This is a genomic window from Lysinibacillus fusiformis, from assembly GCF_002845985.1.
GTDB classification, from domain to species: Bacteria; Bacillota; Bacilli; order Bacillales_A; family Planococcaceae; genus Lysinibacillus; species Lysinibacillus fusiformis_D.
On the sequence record NZ_PDFK01000001.1, the window covers coordinates 696,759 to 714,746 of the forward strand.

The following is a 17,988-nucleotide window of genomic DNA, read 5'->3' on the forward strand; positions in this document are numbered from 1 at the left end:
TGGTTCTTTCCCATTTTTTAAAGGTAAAGTTATTTTAGTTCTCCAAATATAAATGAATGGTACCATCTTGTTTGATAACACTATCCACTTCAGGTAATTGGTTACCAATTTTGGTCCCTTCCCCATGCCATTCTATGCGGAATGGATAAAATTGCTTGGCAATATCATCTTTTGTTTGACCAATAAAATTCGGTACCTTCACAGTAATTGGATCACCATAACGATAATCCTTTTCAAGCTGTTCCTTCGATTTTTCAATACCTACAAAAGGTGCAACATCCTCAATAATTTGCCCAACAATCGGTGCTGCTACAACACCGCCAAACTGTGTTGTCTTTTTCGGATTGTCAACAGCTACATAGACGACAATTTGCGGATTGTCTGCAGGCGCAAAGCCTATAAATGATACGATATATTCTCCACTTTTATAACGACCATTTTCAACCTTTTGTGCGGTTCCTGTTTTACCGCCAATTCGTAAGCCATCACGAAAGGCTTGTCGACCTGAACCATTCGCCACTACCGATTCTAATGCGCCTCGTACTTTGGCAGATGTCTCCTCACGAATCACCTGATTTTTAACAACTGGCTCCGTCTCTTGTATAACTTCCCCTGTATTCGGATTAAATACCTTTTTCACAACATATGGCGTATAGAGCTTGCCTCCATTGATTGCAGCAGCTACTGCCTGCACTTGTTGAATAGGTGTCACGGCTACCCCTTGCCCAAATGAAGTGGTGGCCTGCTCAACAGGTCCAAAGGCTTCCTTAGAAAATAAAATCCCTGAAGCTTCACCAGCAATATGAGATCCTGTCTTTTGACCAAAACCAAAATCTTTAATATATTGCAACAACCGCTCATTACCTAACCGCTGTCCTAATTCTATAAAACCTGGGTTACAGGAGTTTTCAACTACCTCTAAAAATGTTTCATGCCCATGCCCCTCACGCTTCCAACAGCGAAGCCTTGCACCAGCAACCATTGTATAGCCTGGGTCATAAAAAGTATCATGTTCTAAATCCACTAAATTTTCTTCCAAGGCTGCACTCAAGGTAATAATTTTAAAAGTTGAACCAGGCTCGTATGTCATCCATACAGGTAAATTTCGATTATAAATCGCAGGCTCTACTAATTGATATTCAGCTGGATGGAAAGTCGGATAGGAGGCTAATGCTAAAATTTCACCATTATTTGGATTCATAGCAATAGCCAATGCTTGGTCAGCTTCATAGCGCTTCATAGCTTGTGACAATTCACGCTCAACAACCTGCTGGACATCGACATCGATGGTTAACTCAATTGTTGCACCATCCTCTCCCGCTTTCCATGCACTCGAAACATTTGGTAAATTATTACCTTTTGCATCTGTAAAGAGGCGAATCGCAGAAGAATTAGCCTGCAATAATTTATCATATTCATATTCAATCCCAGCTAAGCCTTGAGCATCATAGCCAGTAAAGCCTAAAAATCGAGATAAGAGTGTGCCGTAAGGATAATCCCTAGAATAGTCCACACCACTGTATAATCCTTCAATTTGCATACCTTGTAATTCCACCGCTTTTTCATAGGGTATATTTTTCCCTTCCGGCGCTAACTTCACTAAATAGGCTTTTTTCTGCATTTTCTCTAGTAGCTTCTCTTTGTCTACTTCCAGAACTTGCGCAATTTTTTCTGCAGCCCCTTCAATATCCTTACTTTGTGAAGGCATGAAATACAAGGTTGGAGCTAGCTTATTGGTTACGATGCTTTCACCATCTCGATCTGTAATATGCCCACGTTCATTTGCAAATGGAATTTCTCGGTCCCAATTCTCCTCTGCCTTCGTTGTCAGTTCTTTTTGATCTAATACTTGCAAAAAGAGCAGTCTTACAATAATTGCCACAGCCACACACATAAACAACACATATAAAATACGTAAACGCTTTTTAGAATGGATAGAAATCCACTTCATTCGACATCACACCTTGTTTTTTACAACGTATGAAATAAAGTGGACTTCTATTCAGTATTATTCATCCTCTATTTCTTCAACTTCACCCTCAGCGGGGGCTTCAACATCTTGCACAAAGCTTTCTGCAGGTGTTTTGAGCTTGACAACAATCGGTGAACTATCAGTGATGATAGTTCCTGCGGATACACTTTGACTCGCTACAAAGCCTTCACCGAAAATTTCCATCTCTAGCCCTGTCATGGATTTAAAAACAAGTAAATTGCGTAATGACCAATTCGTAAAGTCTGGCAATGTTATTTCGCCATCTGTCTTTAAAAATATAAAACTACCTTTTACAAGTTTTTGAGTGTTCGTTGGATATTGTTCAATAATTTTACCACCAGCGCCAACAATGATTGGCTGTAAACCATCATTCGCTAATTCTACCTCCACGGCTTCAGCACTTTGACCTGTATAATCTTGTATACTAACTTTATTGACATGCTGTACATCATCTGGATTGATGTTAAGATGCTTTAAGCTATTTAACATAACTGGGTTAAATACTTTTGACACTGGTACAGATCCAAGCTCGTTGCTCAACTTAGGTTTTTTCACTGAGACATAGACAATTAACTGTGGATCGTCTACAGGAGCCAAGCCTAAGAATGAATAGAGGTATTGGTTTGAAAGATATCCACCACTAGCTTTTGGAATTTGGGCAGTCCCCGTTTTCCCAGCAACCTCATAATCCTCCAGTATAAAATCCTTCGCCGTACCTTTTTCTGAGGTTAACGTTGAAGCAAGGATTTCTCGTACTTGTTTCGCTGTATCAGCTTTAATTGGTTGTCCTTTTTCCACGGGCTCATGCTTTTGAATAACTTTTCCAGTTGATGAGTCGACAATACGATCAATAACATACGGCTGCATCATTTTTCCATCATTCGCAATTGCTGTCATCGCTTGGATTAACTGAATAGGCGTTACTGTAGAACCTTGGCCGTAAGTTGTTGTCACTCGTTGAATAGGATACTTCGATAAAATAGTACCTGCCGCTTCATTCGGTAAATCAATACCTGTTTTATGACCAAAACCAAAGCGGTCCAGATATTCAATAAAGACATCATCACCAATCTTCGTTAATAAATGGGCCATACCCGTATTGGCAGATCGTTGGAACCCTTCTAAATAAGTAATTGGTCCCCAACCATATCTATTGTGATCTCGAATCGTACGGTCAAATACTGTATATGATCCTGACATAAACCATTCATTCGGTGTCCATTTTCCTGTATCAATAGCTGAAGCAAGCGTGAATGTTTTCATCGTTGATCCAGGCTCGATTGTCTCCTCAATCACCTCATTCAACCACTTCATATTTTGACTTTCACGTGTTTCAGGGTTGAACGTAGGACGCTGAGACATCGCTAAAATTTTCCCTGTTTTCGGATCTGCTACGACCGCTGTCATAGATTCAGGATTATATTCCTGTTCAACCTTTGTCATTGCTTCCTCTAAAAAGCTTTGGATTGTTTTATCGAGCGTTAAATAAATGTCATTCCCGTTTTTGGCAGGTGTCACCATTTTCTCGCTATTTGGGAGTAAGTAATGGAATGCATCCGTCTCATATTTAATCTTGCCATTGACGCCTGTTAGCTCTTTATCATACGTATACTCTAGGCCCATTTCTCCCTTTGTTGTAACTGTTCCATCTTCATTATCCTTTTTCAGTGCATAGCCTATTAAATGGGAGGCAAATACACCATTTGGATAATAACGTTTTAAGTCACTGACAAATAGGATTCCTGGTAATTTTTCATCCTTTATTTTACTCATGACTTCGTGACTAATGCCTCGTCCAGCGCTGCCAAACTCAACTTGGTATAAAGGCTCGCCATCACTTCTATATCGATTGTTCAGTTTTTTAACAATCTCTTCTTCATTGTCCTTCATTGCTGGAATATACTTAGCCAAAACCTCGGCCGTTTTTTCAGAATCTACTACATGTCTTGGTTTCTTAGGATCTGTCGTAGCCTTTTCGCTTACAATGGCAATTATGCGGTAACTTAATGTATCTTCCGCAATTACTTGCCCATTTTGATCATAAATCTTCCCACGATTTGCTGTAAGTACACTTTCTTTACCATACTTCGCTGCGGCTCTCGCTGCAAGCTCTTGTCCTTCTACTTCCCCTGTCGCCTGAATCGTCACCATTCTTGTAAATAATAGAAAAAAGAGCCCTCCATAAAAAATTAATAATAGAAAGGCTCCCCATTGGAATCGAAATCTCTTTTTTTTCATTCTCCCGGCACTACCTTTACATTTTTCTCATTTTGAGTTAAACCGAGTTCTTTCGCTTTTTTCCATATGTTTTCGTATGTAGAAAGTTCACTCACACGAACCGTCAAGTCAACATTCTGTTTCGCAATCTCTTCTGCTTCTGATTCAATGTTTTGAATGTCTATACTTGTTGTTTGAATAGCTGCTTGTTTATTTAACACTATTACTCCTAAAACTATAATAATGCCAACTAAAGCAAGTAGCATTGTCTTTTCAAACTTCTGGTTCGGTTTTTTACGACGTATGATAGTGGGTTGTGGACTAGGTGGTGTTATCGGTTGTTGCACTTGTTGATGTTGGTGCTGTTGCCTTACACGAACTGCTGCCATTTACTCACGCCCTTTGTCGTTAATTTTCTCCACCACTCTAAGCTTCGCTGAACGTGCACGATTATTGACTGCCAATTCTTCATCAGAAGGAATAATTGGCTTTCGTGTAATCAGCTTTAAAGTTGGCTTCATGTCATCAGGAATTACAGGTAAGTTTGGTGGTAATTCCGGTAATGATGACGCTTCCTTAAAGATTGTCTTACATAGGCGGTCCTCCAATGAATGGAACGTAATGACACTAATGCGCCCCCCTACGTTAATCATATCAATCGCATCGACTAATGAATCCTCTGCTGCGCCTAGCTCATCATTGACAGCAATTCGTATTGCTTGGAAAATGCGCTTTGCTGGATGTCCACCTTTTCGGCGTGCCGCTGCTGGAATACCCTCTTTAATTAATTCTACAAGGTGACCAGTTGTTTCAATTGGAGCTACTTTACGAGCTTCTTCGATTTTACGAGCCACTTGCTTTGAAAACTTTTCTTCCCCATAACGGAAAAATATCCGAACGAGATCTTCATATGCCCAATGATTAACAACATCAAATGCTGTCAGCGTTGCTGTTTGATCCATACGCATATCAAGTGGTGCATCATGGTGATAGCTAAAGCCTCGTTCAGGTGTATCTAATTGTGGAGAAGATACACCTAAGTCATACAAAATGCCATCAACCTGCTCGAAACCATGAGCTACTAGTTCCTCTTTTAAATAACGGAAATTCGAATGAATAAATGTAACACGCTCAATATAGGGCGCTAATCGAATTTTCGCATTTTCAATGGCCGTCGTATCTTGGTCAAAGCAAATCAAACGACCTTTATCTGATAATTGTTGTACTAAATATTCACTGTGACCTGCACCACCTAGCGTACAGTCCACATATACACCATCAGGATCGATGTTCAACCCATCAACAGTTTCTTTTAATAACACGGTTGTATGATCGAACATACCACACGCTCCTTTCAGGCCTTAACCTCATACAACTATCGCGTTGTAATACCTATAAAAGTTAAAAATCAAAGCCAATCATATTTTCTGCAATTTCATTAAAAGATTGTTCAGACTCACTAAAGTAAGCTTCCCAAGCATCTTTTGCCCAAATCTCAATTCGATTTGAAACCCCTAACACCACACACTCTTTTACAAGATGTGCATGTTGCATGAGAGTAGTTGGGATATTGATACGCCCCTGCTTGTCTATTTCTACCTCTGTTGCTCCAGAAAAGAAAAACCTTGCAAATGCTCGGGTATCTTTTTTGGTCATTGGTAAACCTTTTAATTTTTCTTCGAGTTTTCGCCATTCATTCATAGGATAGCCAAATAGACAGTTATCGAGACCTCTTGTGACAACAAACGTTTCGCCTAAAGCTTCACGAAATTTTGCCGGTACGATTATTCGCCCTTTTGCATCAACGGAGTGTTGATATTCTCCCATGAACATACTACTCACCCCACTTTATTAAATAATGTACCACATCCCCCCACTTTCCTCCACTTTTTTTAAAAAAAACTTGACATTTTATCACTTAATATGCAATTTGGCCTTTAGGATTTTTTTTGATATATGCTAAAGGACATAAGAAAAGAGCTACCCTTAGTAGGATAGCTCTTTATATACTATTTTTCTCGACATTATTCACCAAATCCATATGGAGGTAAACAAATAATTAGGTAAAAAGAACTTATTTCATTATTTATAAATAGAGTAAATAGTGGTGCTTACCAATGCTGTAATTTTGTTTCAGCATTTCGGTAATTAGCATAGGTCCAAACTCATTGATATATTGGTATGGATTATAGGTTCTCTCTTGGAAACCATCATTTGGATACAATTCATGTTGCAGCGTCATAAATTTACGAATCGTCGCTTCATGCTTGCTTAGTACAGTTTGTTCAATTTTTTGCTGTAGATAATCAAATTGCTTCTCATGATTTTCTTGGTTTTTTACAAGGATCTTTTCTAAATGCAAATGCTGTTTTTCTAAATAGGAAGCTAGCTCCTCATATTTTTCTGTTACTATCTGCTGCATAGCTTGTATTTGTCGTTTTGCTTCACTGTCCTGCACGTCTGCAATAAAACGTTCTTTTAACTGCAATGCTTTGCCTTCCCATACATCCGTCACAGTTAGTTGATGCTCACGTAATAATTGCTCTGCGTGACGTGTAACAATTGTGATATGAAGACGAGGCGCAAAAATCGGCATTTGTAAATCTAATGCTGAAAATGCATTTTTCAGTGTTGCCCAATAAGCCAATTCACCTGGGCCACCAACAAATGCCAACACAGGCAGTGTCATCTCCTGCATTAACGGACGAGTCACTACATTATTACTTAAACGTTCAGGATGCTTGTCAGCAATTGCCAACAGCTCATCCTGTGTAAATTTGAGATTTGCCGCTAAATTAACAAATAGCTCATTTTTTCTTTCTAAAAGATGACGTTCTCCATCCTCTACATAAAATAAATTGGCCGCTTCATATGTCGCCAAAATAGGCTTACCATAGCCAGCACGCTCCAGTTCCTCTTCCTGTTCCGTTACTATTCTAGCAATTTCTTCATTGTAGTGGATGATTTGCGCAAAATATTTGCTTTCAAATTGACGGAATTGGAAGTTGGCTGCATCAATTAACAGCAGGCCTTCCTCTTTGAATAGTTGATTCATCAAACAGGCAAAGAAGTCTGTAAATGTTTCACTTTCGTTCAGCGCGTCTACTAGTTGCTTCATCAACGCTTCCGTATACTCTGTCTCACCAATATCCCGAACAATTGTATTAATCAATTGCGTCATCAACTCTTTATTTAGAACTGTTGCAGAAGCCATCGTTTTACGTCTAGAGCGCTCACTATACGCACGCTTTTTTAGTAATTCTCCATGTACTGTATAAGTGTGATTAATCTCTTCTAAGTCGTGATCCTCTCCAGCTATCCAAAAAACAGGAATGACAGGCTGTTGAAGCTTAGCACTTTGCTCTTTCGCTAATGCTATCACTGAAATAGCTTTATGAACGGAGTAAAGAGGGCCAGTTAAGATACCTGCTTGTTGTCCACCGACTACCACCATAGCTCCTTGCTCTAGTTGTTCTAAATGTTCATTCGCCTTGTTAGAAAGCCCAAGCGGCTCCATAAATTGACGAATGATGGCTGTTAATTCTTTTTGGTCTCGAGCATGTTGTGCTAAATGCTTCGCTCTTTCCTCAAAAGCTTGATCATTATACTCATACTCAAAAAATTGATGAATGGCGGTATTTGGCGACCAGTAATCTGCTAGCACATGATTTTTTATAGGTACTTGGATAGACTCCAGTTTCATTTAACATAAACTCCTCTACTCACTAAATCATTTTCTTACTCCATAATGAGAAATTAATTCCATTCATACTATGCACATGATGTCTTAAATGTTTTTAGCCCATCTTTCATCATTACATAAGCTAGCAACAGCACAAGATGACTAAACTATGCTTATAGCACTAAGATCTATGAATTTAATCAATATTCCCATTCATAAAGAATGATTTTTTTATAACTAATTTTGATGCTATTATTTTAACGCTTATAGCTTCAACATGAAAAGAAAATGCTTAGACAACCTGTAAATATTCTACAATGGATTGAATAACCCCCACTATCCAGATCACTACATAGGCTGTACTAAGTATTAAAAATAAAAAACGCCAAATTTTCTTTAGTAACGGCTTTACTTCTATTTCCTTTTTAGTTCTCCAATCAATATATGTAAAAATCATAGCCATCATTATCGCAAGCATGACTAAAAGTGCTCCTACATTCACGCGCCACAGCACCCCAATAGCTAATGGAACAGAAAAAAACAAGCACAATGTCGTCACATCAGATGCTGCTCCAAAAGCATGTGTGCCGCGAATTTTAACCTTTCTGCCAACAAGATAAACAATGACAAAAAGAACAATTGGACAAAAAATGATGATACTAATCAGTATATGTAAAAAGTCTTTCAACTTCGTTCACCGCTCTCCTCTATTGCAAGTACTTGGTGATATAAAGTACGCAAAGTAGGTAAATTATGACCGTTAGCTAAAGCTTTGTTTAGAATGACACCAACAATTGTTTCAATTTCACTTTTTCGACCCTGTAGACGATCTGTAAGCATAGATGATGTATTCTTGGCCGTTTTCCTACATAAGTCTACCACATCAGTAAAAGGTATAGTCTGTTCAATAGCTTGAAAAGCTTCTGTAAGCTCTTTATAAATAGTTTCCATAAGTAAAAACGCCTGTTGATTCGTTACCAACCCACCGTTCTTCACTTGCAATACAGCTGATAATGGATTAATTAAGCTATTTAGCACTGCTTTTTCAAAAAGCATTTGCTCAGCATTACGAACCAGCTCAACAGGAAACAAAGAATTTTGTAATTGTAATAGCTTTTGAAAGATCCGTTGATCCCCTCTTTCTACCGCAAGTTTACAGTGTCCCACTCCTCTATGTTGAACTGTTGCTTGCCCCATCATTTGAGCACCAAAAGAAATTGAACAAAAGGCAATATTTTTTTGTGGTAAGGTTAGTGCCTCCTCGAAATGCGCTAAGCCGTTTTGCATAAAAAGCAATGGCATATCACTCGATAATGCAGCAAATTGTTTGTAGAGCTTTTGCAAATGACCATATTTAACAGCAATCACAAGTAAATCTTGTGGTGGTAGAGTGGCCAAATCTGTAGTAGAAACAACATTTTGCACAGTTTTGGTACCATCAACATTGATACGTGTTAACTGCTTTGTATTTAGTTCATTGACCTGTTCCTGCCTCCTTGCAACCAACGTTACTGACATACCCGATTCCGCTAAAAAGCTCGCTGTTAGTTGACCTACCGCTCCTGCACCAATTACCGCTACGTCCATCTTCTCCACCCCTCCTTCGTTTGAATGTTTTCGGCACAAAAAAACAATTGCTAAACCAAAATAAAACTATAAGAATAAGGTGCCTCAGATTACTTCTAAGGCACCTTCTATGCAGGTTCTTTTATTATACAGGATAGACCGATTGTTGACGATACACTGAAAGGGTTTTATCGCCAGGAAAGAAAAATAATGTAGTCATCATACTTAGAACTTTAATCTTTCATCAATGAGTAGCCCTGTTGTAGCCATTTCACTAACTTATCATGCTCATTTTGCAATTCACGATGCTTCATCTCAAGCGTTTGATAAGCCTCCGTTAATTCGTCAAAACTTGTCAATGCCAATTTCAAGTGACTTCGCATAGATTGTTGGGGCTGATTTCGAACAGCTAATAGTGACTGACTATATTGACCACGCAATGTTTTATTCCAGCGGAAGCCACAAGCTTGCTTTGTACGACCCAATTCTACAGCCGCCATTTCAAAGGCTTCTAGCTGTGTTTTGCCATTTTGCACATTATGCAACACAATTTCTGCTAGTCTTTCATCGTCTTCCTTTGTCCATTGATCTTTTCTTTTTTTCAATTCCATAATCTATCACCCTCGCATTTTTTACTACTATATGCACAAGTGGGCAAAATAGAATCATTGCATGAAAAAAGACAGTGATGATGTTTCCCTCTCATCACTGCCTTTATACATTACTTATTATTCTTCTTAGTCAAGAAATTATTAACTGCTTGGTGATGCGCTTCACTTTCCCACAGCTTCGCGCAAGTACGAACTTCCTCCATCACACGCTCATACATATTGCGTTCACGCCACTTCCGAAGTTCAATTTCCTTATAGGCTTTATGAACAGCAGGATGAATTTTTCGCATATGTTCAATAAAATCATTTAAAGCCTCTTCTTTTGAGCCTTCAAATACACGCATCGCCCATCCAATTTCATATAGTAGTTGTGCAGGATACGGCTTTGCATCTACTAGCATCTTCATCGCGCGATCATGGCGTAAACCTCGTTCAAATAAATATGTACCGCCACCCCATCCACTTGTAATGGCTAATGTACCTTGAATAAAGCCACATTTCGCGTGACTTGCCACTAAACGGAAATCACAAGCTGTTGCAATTTCACAGCCGCCGCCAACAGCAGTACCATTTATAAGCGCTATAGTGGGCACAGGTAACGTAGCAAGATCGTATAATATTTTCCCCATCTTACTTAACATACCAAATGCCTCATCCTCTGTTTCCAGTGAATGAAACTCAGATAAATCCCCTCCTGAGCAAAATGATTTATCGCCTGCACCTGTCACTACCAAAAAACGCACATCTTCATGCTGACGAATATATGTAATGACTTCTTGAAGACCATTCATAACCTCATCATTGACAGCATTCCGCTTCTCTTCACGGTTAATGGTAAATGTCATAATGCCATCATGATTATCAATTGTGTAAGACATACTGTTACCCCCTTTATTCCTGTGAATAAATTGTATCACACAATTATTTTACTATTGTAAAGAACTTCATAATCAACGAAATATTCCGTCTTTTCAAGCTAACAAAAAGGCTAGTAAAGAGCCATGGTCTCTCTACTAGCCTTTTAAGTGAGCAAACACTGTATTATTTGCTTACTACTTCTTTACCTTTGTATTGTCCGCAAGCTTTGCAAACACGGTGTGATAATTTTGCCTCACCACAGTTAGGGCAAGCTACCATACCAGGTACAGATAATTTGAAATGCGTACGACGCTTTCTTTTTGCAGTTTTAGAAGTTCTTCTAAATGGTACAGCCATTGATGGCACCTCCTTACAGATCGTCTATTCGTCTGTTTGATCAAAATACTTAGCTAAAGAAGCTAGTCTTGGATCCACTTTTTGTTCGTCAGCTTTTTTGTGTAGCTTTACGTCTTCATCTGTTGCATAAGACCAGTTTTTACCGCCCTGCACTTGTCCTTCAGAATCTTCCTTGAACACTTGCATTGGTACCTCAAGCAATACTAATTCCTCGAGAATTGGTTTCATGTCGATGACTTCACCTTCTATATAGTGAATGTCTCCGTCATCGTCTCCTCGTTTATCTTCATCAATCCAGCTAAAAATTTCAACTGTTTCGACTTCAATTGGAAACTCAACATCCTCCCACGTGCGAGCACATGGCAGTGTTAACGTTGCTGTCACAGTTAACTGACATGTCATTTGCGATGCACCAAAAGTACATAGCCCTTTTACATGAACGGGCGAAATTGCTCGAATATCCTGGTTTCGCTCCATCACTTCGTCCAGCTGGACAAAGGCATCGATTGGCATCCCGTTTTGGCGGTATTTAGATAATTGATGAATTGACCATTTCATTCGTTTAATCACCTCGAGACAACAATGTTGATTATATAATGTGTAAAAATAGATGTCAAGATAATTTCTTGTCACCACTTAAAAACCCACTTATAATTAAATACTATGAGAAGTGTATTTGCTCCTAACAGTTTCAAATAATGACACAAATTATAAGGGGGAAAAGCATGCAAGCAGTTGGAATTGTCGTTGAATATAATCCTTTTCACAACGGACATGCTTATCATTTAAAACAGGCTAAAAAAGTAGCACAGGCGGAACTTGTTATCGCTGTTATGAGCGGCACATTTTTACAACGTGGAGAGCCAGCCATGGTAGATAAATGGACACGTACTAAAATGGCGCTTGCTGGTGGTGTAGATATTGTTATTGAGCTGCCCTACGTCTATAGTACAGCACCAGCCACAGATTTCGCAAAAGGTGCCATTTCCTTATTAAGCGCCGTTGGCTGTGACTCATTTGCCTTCGGAAGTGAAGACGGCTCGATTCAACCCTTTTTAAACACATATGAGTTGATAGACCACAACCGTGCAGAATATGACATGCTTATTAAAAACAGCCTTAAAACAGGTGCAAGCTATCCGAAAAGCCTACATTATGCCTATGAACAGCTTTCTCAGAAGTTCCCTGCTCCATACATTGATCTCGCACAGCCAAATAATATACTAGGCTTTCATTATCTTGAAGCAGCGAAATCACTTAACAGTCACATCAAACCACTAACTATTTCTCGCGTAGCTGCAGGATACCATGATGCATTAAAGGAAGACACATCGATTGCAAGTGCCACTGGTATACGTAAAGCACTTGCGTCTACAAATTCTTTACAGAGTGTGCAAAATGTTGTTCCTGAGACTACTTATAGTTATTTAACAGACTGGCATAAACAGTATAGTCAATTTGCAAGCTGGGAAGCATTTTGGCCGTTATTACAGTTTACCATCATCAGACACACGCCTTCAGAACTGACTCGTTATGCAGAAGTAACAGAGGGAATTGAAAATGCTATTGTGAAAGCAGCCAAAACTAGCTCCTCCTTCAATAGCTTTATGGAAAAAATTAAATCTAAACGTTATACATGGACCCGCCTTCAACGCATGATAACACATATATACACGGGGTTTACAAAAGAGCAGCTTCAAAGTTTCGAAGCACCCTCTTATATTCGGCTATTAGGTATGAGCTCGGTGGGGCAAGCTTATTTAGGTAAGCAAAAAAAGGATATCCAATTACCTTTAATTAGCCGAGTGGCAGCTACCAATGATGCAATGTTAGCAATAGATATACATGCAGCAGAGCTATACAATTTAAGTATCGAACAAGGCACAAAGGATTGGACTCTTCCCAAAGATTATCAAACACCCCCTATCCGTTGTTAATGGCTATCAAAAGGGATGCTAGTAAAATTCTAGCATCCCTTTTTCGCTCTATCTATTTCGGCTGTAGTTGCTTTAAATAGCTAATGGCATCGTCAACCGTTTTCACTGGAACGATTTTCATTTTAGTTTTGATCTCTTTGGCCGTTTTAACAGCCGTCGAATAGTTAGATTCTAGCTCTGGGTATTTCGCTTTCATTTCTTGAGAAATTTCATCATCGGGCGCGAAGAAGATTTCCATGTCGTCCCGATCAGCGGCAATGACCTTATAATCAATCCCGCCAATTCTACCAACCGATCCATCTACTAACATTTCACCCGTACCAGCAATAGCATAACCCTTTGTTAAATCTTCATCAAGAAGCTGGTCCAATATTTCAAGTGTAAACATCAAGCCAGCAGAGGGCCCTCCAATATCCTCTGTTTTCATCGTCACTTTTGGCATTGTTTCAATCGATTTACTTTCCGTATAAGAAATACCTAACCCTGCTCTATGTTCCTGTGTATTCGGAATCTCCTGTAAGGTAATTGTCTCCTGTTTTTGCTCTTCATTACGTATAAATTGTATTGTTACTTTATCTCCAAGCTGTTTAGGTTTTAAAAGGTCAACAAGCATTTGCTGGCTAGTTATTTTTTGACCGTCAACCTCGATAATTTCATCCCCAGCTTTTAAAATGCCATCAGACGCTCCTCCATCTAACACATTTAATATAAATACACCGTTAAAATGAACTTTAGTCTCTAATCCTGCTCTTTGGAAAGCTACATATTTCGCATTAAATTGGGAATCAGACATTAATTTTAACTGTCGAATATTATATTCCTCATCATCCTCTAAAGGATTGCGTACTTGTTCAATATCCATTAGCTTTTGATATTTTTGAACTTTAGCCCACAAATACGAAAATGGGGTGGCTTGCTGCATCGCGACAGTCATTAAGCTTAAAGACCCCACACTATCAGCCTCTTTGCTATCTACCGTCACGAATTTACTGACATCATATGCACTTCCAGGTTTCATAATATACGCGTCTAGTCGGTATAACATCATAAAACAAATCACGACTATTAACACTGCATAAATACCAATTTTTTTCTTCACTTGAAAACACCTCCTAGGACGCTTGCAAAACCATACGTTCATGTTTTTGCCTTTCTCACATATATTGATTTTAGCATTTGCCTATGTGAATGACAAAAAGTTGAAACGAGTTGATAACATGTTTGCTACAATTCAAATAGTGCTCTGCGTAATTCTAATTCTCTTACTCTTGTTATTCCCACAAACCGCTCATAGTGGTACTGATTTAGGCGTTAACCTTTTCATGGAAGCACTTTTTCCGTATTTATTGCCGTATCTAGTATTAACACAATGGCTTCTGCGTTTAACTGCCCCTATGCGTACTAAAACGAAAAGGGCCTCATTATACGTACAAGCCTACATTATTAGCGCACTTGGAGGCTATCCAACAGGGGCAACAACCATTGTTTATTTAAAAAATAGTGGTCAATTACACCCCAAAGAGGCAAATTTTCTACTAGCTGTTTGTCATGCACCAAGTCCACTGTTCGTTTTAGGTTTTGTAAGTCTTGATTTACTACACAGTAATACGTTTGGATGGTTGTTTTTATGTTTACTACATACGTTTAATATTTGTTGCTTAGTAATTGGCTACTACTTATTTCGCAAAACTGACCCACCCACTATTTCCGTACACAACACACCACTGTATAGTGCACCATTTTCAGAAAGTATTAAAGAAACAGCTCCAACAATTCTGTTAGTTGGTACAACCATCATCTTTTTCACAACCATTCAGACCATTGTCCAACAGGGGCTAGATCAACTAATCCCTAAACTTCCCTATACGATTGAACTTTCTCTTGCAGCTATTCTTGAGGTGACGAATGGTCTTAAAATGACCGTTACAGCCTTCCCAGATCTTCCACATATCACCTTACTAGTTGTCATTTTATTAACGATGCAAAGTATTAGTATTCACTTACAAATCTTCGTTATCGCAAAATCAGCAAAACTTTCTGTCAGACCCTATATCAAATTCCGCCTCCTTAGCATAATCATTGTTCCGACTATTTATGCTCTATTTTTTCTGAAATAATGATCGCTCTATGTACCAAAAAGAGGATGTCACTTTGCTTTGACATCCTCTGCATAATTATTGCGCAAAATCATATTTATCTTGTAAAGCCTTTACGACACAAGTAGGAACTAGCTCACTAACATCGCTACCGTATTTCGCAACCTCTTTTACTATACTGGAACTTAGGAATGAATATTGGTTTTTCGTCATAATGAAAAATGTTTCAATTGTTTCATCTAGAAAACGGTTCATAGAGGTAATTTGCATTTCATATTCAAAGTCTGAAACAGCTCGTAAGCCACGTACAATGGCCTTCGCCTTTTTTTCTTTAGCATAGTCTATTAAAAGACCTGAAGAGCTTTCTATACGGACATTCGGTAATGCTTTTGTTACTTCAGCCATTAAGGCCATGCGTTCCTCTACAGAAAACAACGGATTCTTTGCTGAATTGTTTAATACTGCTACATATACGATGTCAAACACATCTGCCGCACGTTTGATAATATCAAGATGGCCGAATGTGACAGGGTCAAAACTTCCTGGAACTACAGCAATTTTCTCAGACAACTTATTCTCCCTCTTCCTCTGTACAGCGATAAACAGAAATAATTGTTCCGCCATATGATTCTTGTCTTGTTAACACAAATTCACCAAAATTTCGAGGCAATTGTACCTCTTTCGCATGTTCACATAATATAATACCATCTCGTTGAACTTTATCATTGTCCACAAGAATCTGAACTAAATCATAGTATTCCTGTTGATGGTAAGGTGGATCTAAAAAGACATATTTAAACGTAAGATCACGTTTTAACAGCGCTTTCACAGCACGCTTTGCATCAATACGAAAAAGCTCTGTATCTTCTTCATAACGACATTTTTTTATATTTTCTTGTAGCACTTGGAATGCTTTTGCATCTTTTTCAATAAAGATTGCTTGCTTTGCCCCACGACTTAGTGATTCAATGCCCAAGCCACCGCTTCCTGCAAACAGGTCAAGCGCGATTCCTCCATCAAAAAACGGACCTATAATATTAAAAATCGATTCCTTCACTTTGTCCGTTGTAGGTCTTGTCGTATTTCCAGCTATTGCTTTTAGCGGCATTCCTTTGCGCTCTCCTGCTACAACTCTCATAACAGCATATCACCGTACTTTCATCCATATAAAGTATTTTTGCAGCGAAAGGATGACCCTCCGCTGCAAAAGTTATTGTTGTTCTTGTGTTAATACTTGAATTCGCTCGTCCTTCTTTTGTAGTTCAACTAGGAATAAACGTTGCAACCAAGCTTCTTCCACATAATAATGATCAGCAATTTTAATAATTGGCTCTGAAATTGTTGCATATCTCCGCTGATTAAATACATAGAAACCAGGCTCTTTCGGGAATCGGAATGTGCGATGCTCGCTATTTACGTAATAGCCATTCTTCCCTTCCTCAGCCGAATAGCCAAGATAAGGCAATAACGTATCTGCCGTATACAACACTTGACCCTCATATAGAATAGCATGAACGTCTTCTTTTAATACATCATCCACATACACATCACGAGCATCCTCAAATAAGAGCGGATATGTTCCATCTTTCTGAGCTGCGTTTAATGTAAAATAAGATGTTTTCGCATCTAACGCTTGTGATAAATACTTGTCCAATGTATCAGGCGAAAGCGGTTCTTCCCCAAGGTTTTTCAGCTTTTCCTGCCAAGCTTGCTGTTGACTATCTGTCATATAGTCATTTAATGTCTTAACCATTTTCTTTGTTTTGTCTCCACCAATTGAATCGTTTACTAAATAGGATGCCACAACTTCAGGCAACCATTCTGGAGAATCTACAAATTTAAATTGTGATTTGATTTGTGATAAAATCACTTCCTGCTCAACGGCTTGTGCAGTAAGTGTTGGTAAAAATAACAATCTTTCATCATGAGCTGTTACCGGACTTTTTTCTTGAATAATAGCAATATGCTCATCATTCAAAAACTGCAAGCTTTCTAATGATTTTAGGAAATCATTAGGAATTGACTGCTGTGCATAGATAGATAAAATCGGTGTTTGCTCTTGTACTTTAAGTTTACCTGCTTGCCAATAAAGATCTTGAACGGTACCGTTTCCTTTAAACATTGTGTAATTCACAAGAGACAGTTGTTGTTGCCCTACTAAAGGTAAACCTGTAATCCACTGTCCATTCACTTTACTATCTGTAGAAATATGAACAATTGAATACGATGCTTCACCATTTATTAGTGTAGCAAAAACATTTTGAAGGAGCATCTTATTTTTTAAGCCGCCCTCAATTGGAATTATGTATGACACAGATTGTGATTTCGTTTCCCCTTTGGCAAAATAAGAGACCTCATCTGATAAACGATCACAGCTATTTTCGCTCTCGATAAAACAACTAGGATTTGTCGCTTTTTCTGGCCATTTAATTTTCACCTTTTGATTTGGTAAATTTTTAAAATGCTGGCGAATATCTAAGCTATTTTCACGATAGACAATCTCTATTTCTTGAGAGTAATGAAAATCCCCTATGCCTGTTTCTAAATCAGATGAATAAGCATGATACTGGAAAAATATCGTTCCTGTAATAATTAGTGCTAAAATAGAAAAAAAGCTTAATGCAAATTTCATGTGCTTGACCTCCCGCAGCATGATACTATGAGTATTGGA

18 protein-coding genes are annotated in these 17,988 nt (G+C 38.5%); 2 read left to right on the plus strand and 16 right to left on the minus strand.

Annotated elements, in window-relative coordinates; all coding sequences use genetic code 11:
- Positions 1 to 34: 34 nt before the first annotated feature.
- The 12 genes from CRI88_RS03555 to CRI88_RS03610 all read right to left on the minus strand — a co-directional run bounded on the left by CRI88_RS03555 (position 35) and on the right by CRI88_RS03610 (position 11,842).
- Complete coding sequence (locus tag CRI88_RS03555) at positions 35 to 1,951, minus strand: stage V sporulation protein D (RefSeq protein WP_058843466.1); 1,917 nt, start codon at positions 1,949 to 1,951, stop codon at positions 35 to 37.
- 57 nt (positions 1,952 to 2,008) lie between these two features.
- On the minus strand, positions 2,009 to 4,231 hold the full coding sequence (locus tag CRI88_RS03560) for a penicillin-binding protein (protein ID WP_051891697.1): 2,223 nt from the start codon (positions 4,229 to 4,231) through the stop codon (positions 2,009 to 2,011).
- On the minus strand, positions 4,228 to 4,599 hold the full coding sequence (gene ftsL2, locus CRI88_RS03565; RefSeq protein WP_036125259.1) for a cell division protein FtsL: 372 nt from the start codon (positions 4,597 to 4,599) through the stop codon (positions 4,228 to 4,230). The genes CRI88_RS03560 and ftsL2 overlap by 4 nt, the downstream gene beginning before the upstream one ends.
- On the minus strand, positions 4,600 to 5,550 hold the full coding sequence (rsmH, locus tag CRI88_RS03570) for a 16S rRNA (cytosine(1402)-N(4))-methyltransferase RsmH (RefSeq protein WP_036125261.1): 951 nt from the start codon (positions 5,548 to 5,550) through the stop codon (positions 4,600 to 4,602).
- A 61-nt stretch (positions 5,551 to 5,611) separates the two neighbouring features.
- A complete protein-coding gene (gene mraZ, locus CRI88_RS03575; protein ID WP_036125263.1) occupies positions 5,612 to 6,043 on the minus strand; it encodes a division/cell wall cluster transcriptional repressor MraZ in 432 nt (143 codons plus the stop codon).
- A gap of 253 nt (positions 6,044 to 6,296) precedes the next feature.
- Positions 6,297 to 7,913 (minus strand): bacillithiol biosynthesis cysteine-adding enzyme BshC, encoded by a 1,617-nt coding sequence (gene bshC, locus CRI88_RS03580; RefSeq protein ID WP_036125265.1) that lies wholly within the window; start codon positions 7,911 to 7,913, stop codon positions 6,297 to 6,299.
- A 271-nt stretch (positions 7,914 to 8,184) separates the two neighbouring features.
- Positions 8,185 to 8,580, minus strand: a complete 396-nt coding sequence (locus CRI88_RS03585) for a DUF3397 domain-containing protein (protein WP_036125267.1) — start codon at positions 8,578 to 8,580, stop codon at positions 8,185 to 8,187.
- Positions 8,577 to 9,479 carry a ketopantoate reductase family protein gene (locus CRI88_RS03590; protein ID WP_101966396.1) on the minus strand — a complete coding sequence of 301 codons (903 nt, stop codon included), beginning with the start codon at positions 9,477 to 9,479 and terminating at the stop codon, positions 8,577 to 8,579. Before CRI88_RS03590 ends, CRI88_RS03585 begins: the two co-directional genes overlap by 4 nt.
- A 212-nt stretch (positions 9,480 to 9,691) precedes the next feature.
- Entirely contained in the window at positions 9,692 to 10,069 is a 378-nt protein-coding gene (locus CRI88_RS03595; RefSeq protein WP_036125273.1) for a transcriptional regulator, read from the minus strand.
- Positions 10,070 to 10,179: 110 nt separating this feature from the next.
- Positions 10,180 to 10,947, minus strand: a complete 768-nt coding sequence (locus tag CRI88_RS03600) for an enoyl-CoA hydratase/isomerase family protein (protein WP_058843463.1) — start codon at positions 10,945 to 10,947, stop codon at positions 10,180 to 10,182.
- Positions 10,948 to 11,110: 163 nt separating this feature from the next.
- Positions 11,111 to 11,284, minus strand: a complete 174-nt coding sequence (gene rpmF / locus CRI88_RS03605) for a 50S ribosomal protein L32 (RefSeq protein WP_010858320.1) — start codon at positions 11,282 to 11,284, stop codon at positions 11,111 to 11,113.
- 24 nt (positions 11,285 to 11,308) lie between these two features.
- Complete coding sequence (locus CRI88_RS03610) at positions 11,309 to 11,842, minus strand: YceD family protein (protein WP_036125282.1); 534 nt, start codon at positions 11,840 to 11,842, stop codon at positions 11,309 to 11,311.
- A gap of 167 nt (positions 11,843 to 12,009) precedes the next feature.
- On the opposite strand from CRI88_RS03610, the gene CRI88_RS03615 reads away from it, so the two are divergent.
- Positions 12,010 to 13,221 carry a nucleotidyltransferase gene (locus CRI88_RS03615; protein WP_089931931.1) on the plus strand — a complete coding sequence of 404 codons (1,212 nt, stop codon included), beginning with the start codon at positions 12,010 to 12,012 and terminating at the stop codon, positions 13,219 to 13,221.
- A 52-nt stretch (positions 13,222 to 13,273) separates the two neighbouring features.
- Here CRI88_RS03615 and CRI88_RS03620 read toward each other — a convergent pair whose 3' ends face one another.
- Positions 13,274 to 14,320, minus strand: a complete 1,047-nt coding sequence (locus CRI88_RS03620; protein WP_036125288.1) for a SepM family pheromone-processing serine protease — start codon at positions 14,318 to 14,320, stop codon at positions 13,274 to 13,276.
- Between the two features lie 118 nt (positions 14,321 to 14,438).
- On the opposite strand from CRI88_RS03620, the gene CRI88_RS03625 reads away from it, so the two are divergent.
- Positions 14,439 to 15,338: a hypothetical protein gene (locus CRI88_RS03625; RefSeq protein WP_230593889.1), complete on the plus strand. Its 900-nt coding sequence runs from the start codon at positions 14,439 to 14,441 to the stop codon at positions 15,336 to 15,338.
- A gap of 57 nt (positions 15,339 to 15,395) precedes the next feature.
- Here CRI88_RS03625 and coaD read toward each other — a convergent pair whose 3' ends face one another.
- The 3 genes from coaD to CRI88_RS03640 form a co-directional block, all read right to left on the minus strand.
- Positions 15,396 to 15,887, minus strand: a complete 492-nt coding sequence (gene coaD, locus CRI88_RS03630; protein ID WP_036125293.1) for a pantetheine-phosphate adenylyltransferase — start codon at positions 15,885 to 15,887, stop codon at positions 15,396 to 15,398.
- A 1-nt stretch (position 15,888) separates the two neighbouring features.
- A complete protein-coding gene (rsmD, locus tag CRI88_RS03635) occupies positions 15,889 to 16,455 on the minus strand; it encodes a 16S rRNA (guanine(966)-N(2))-methyltransferase RsmD (protein ID WP_036125297.1) in 567 nt (188 codons plus the stop codon).
- A 72-nt stretch (positions 16,456 to 16,527) separates the two neighbouring features.
- Positions 16,528 to 17,949: a hypothetical protein gene (locus tag CRI88_RS03640; protein WP_058843461.1), complete on the minus strand. Its 1,422-nt coding sequence runs from the start codon at positions 17,947 to 17,949 to the stop codon at positions 16,528 to 16,530.
- Positions 17,950 to 17,988: the final 39 nt, after the last annotated feature.

Excerpts from the sequence above, each read along its gene's own strand:
- CRI88_RS03555 (WP_058843466.1), bottom strand. The coding sequence starts at position 1,951 with ATGAAGTGGATTTCTATCCATTCTAAAAAGCGTTTACGTATTTTATAT.
- CRI88_RS03560 (WP_051891697.1), bottom strand. The coding sequence starts at position 4,231 with ATGAAAAAAAAGAGATTTCGATTCCAATGGGGAGCCTTTCTATTATTA.
- ftsL2 (WP_036125259.1), bottom strand. The coding sequence starts at position 4,599 with ATGGCAGCAGTTCGTGTAAGGCAACAGCACCAACATCAACAAGTGCAA.
- rsmH (WP_036125261.1), bottom strand. The coding sequence starts at position 5,550 with ATGTTCGATCATACAACCGTGTTATTAAAAGAAACTGTTGATGGGTTG.
- mraZ (WP_036125263.1), bottom strand. The coding sequence starts at position 6,043 with ATGTTCATGGGAGAATATCAACACTCCGTTGATGCAAAAGGGCGAATA.
- bshC (WP_036125265.1), bottom strand. The coding sequence starts at position 7,913 with ATGAAACTGGAGTCTATCCAAGTACCTATAAAAAATCATGTGCTAGCA.
- CRI88_RS03590 (WP_101966396.1), bottom strand. The coding sequence starts at position 9,479 with ATGGACGTAGCGGTAATTGGTGCAGGAGCGGTAGGTCAACTAACAGCG.
- CRI88_RS03595 (WP_036125273.1), bottom strand. The coding sequence starts at position 10,069 with ATGGAATTGAAAAAAAGAAAAGATCAATGGACAAAGGAAGACGATGAA.
- CRI88_RS03600 (WP_058843463.1), bottom strand. The coding sequence starts at position 10,947 with ATGTCTTACACAATTGATAATCATGATGGCATTATGACATTTACCATT.
- rpmF (WP_010858320.1), bottom strand. The coding sequence starts at position 11,284 with ATGGCTGTACCATTTAGAAGAACTTCTAAAACTGCAAAAAGAAAGCGT.
- CRI88_RS03610 (WP_036125282.1), bottom strand. The coding sequence starts at position 11,842 with ATGAAATGGTCAATTCATCAATTATCTAAATACCGCCAAAACGGGATG.
- CRI88_RS03615 (WP_089931931.1), top strand. The coding sequence starts at position 12,010 with ATGCAAGCAGTTGGAATTGTCGTTGAATATAATCCTTTTCACAACGGA.
- CRI88_RS03625 (WP_230593889.1), top strand. The coding sequence starts at position 14,439 with ATGTTTGCTACAATTCAAATAGTGCTCTGCGTAATTCTAATTCTCTTA.
- rsmD (WP_036125297.1), bottom strand. The coding sequence starts at position 16,455 with ATGAGAGTTGTAGCAGGAGAGCGCAAAGGAATGCCGCTAAAAGCAATA.
- CRI88_RS03640 (WP_058843461.1), bottom strand. The coding sequence starts at position 17,949 with ATGAAATTTGCATTAAGCTTTTTTTCTATTTTAGCACTAATTATTACA.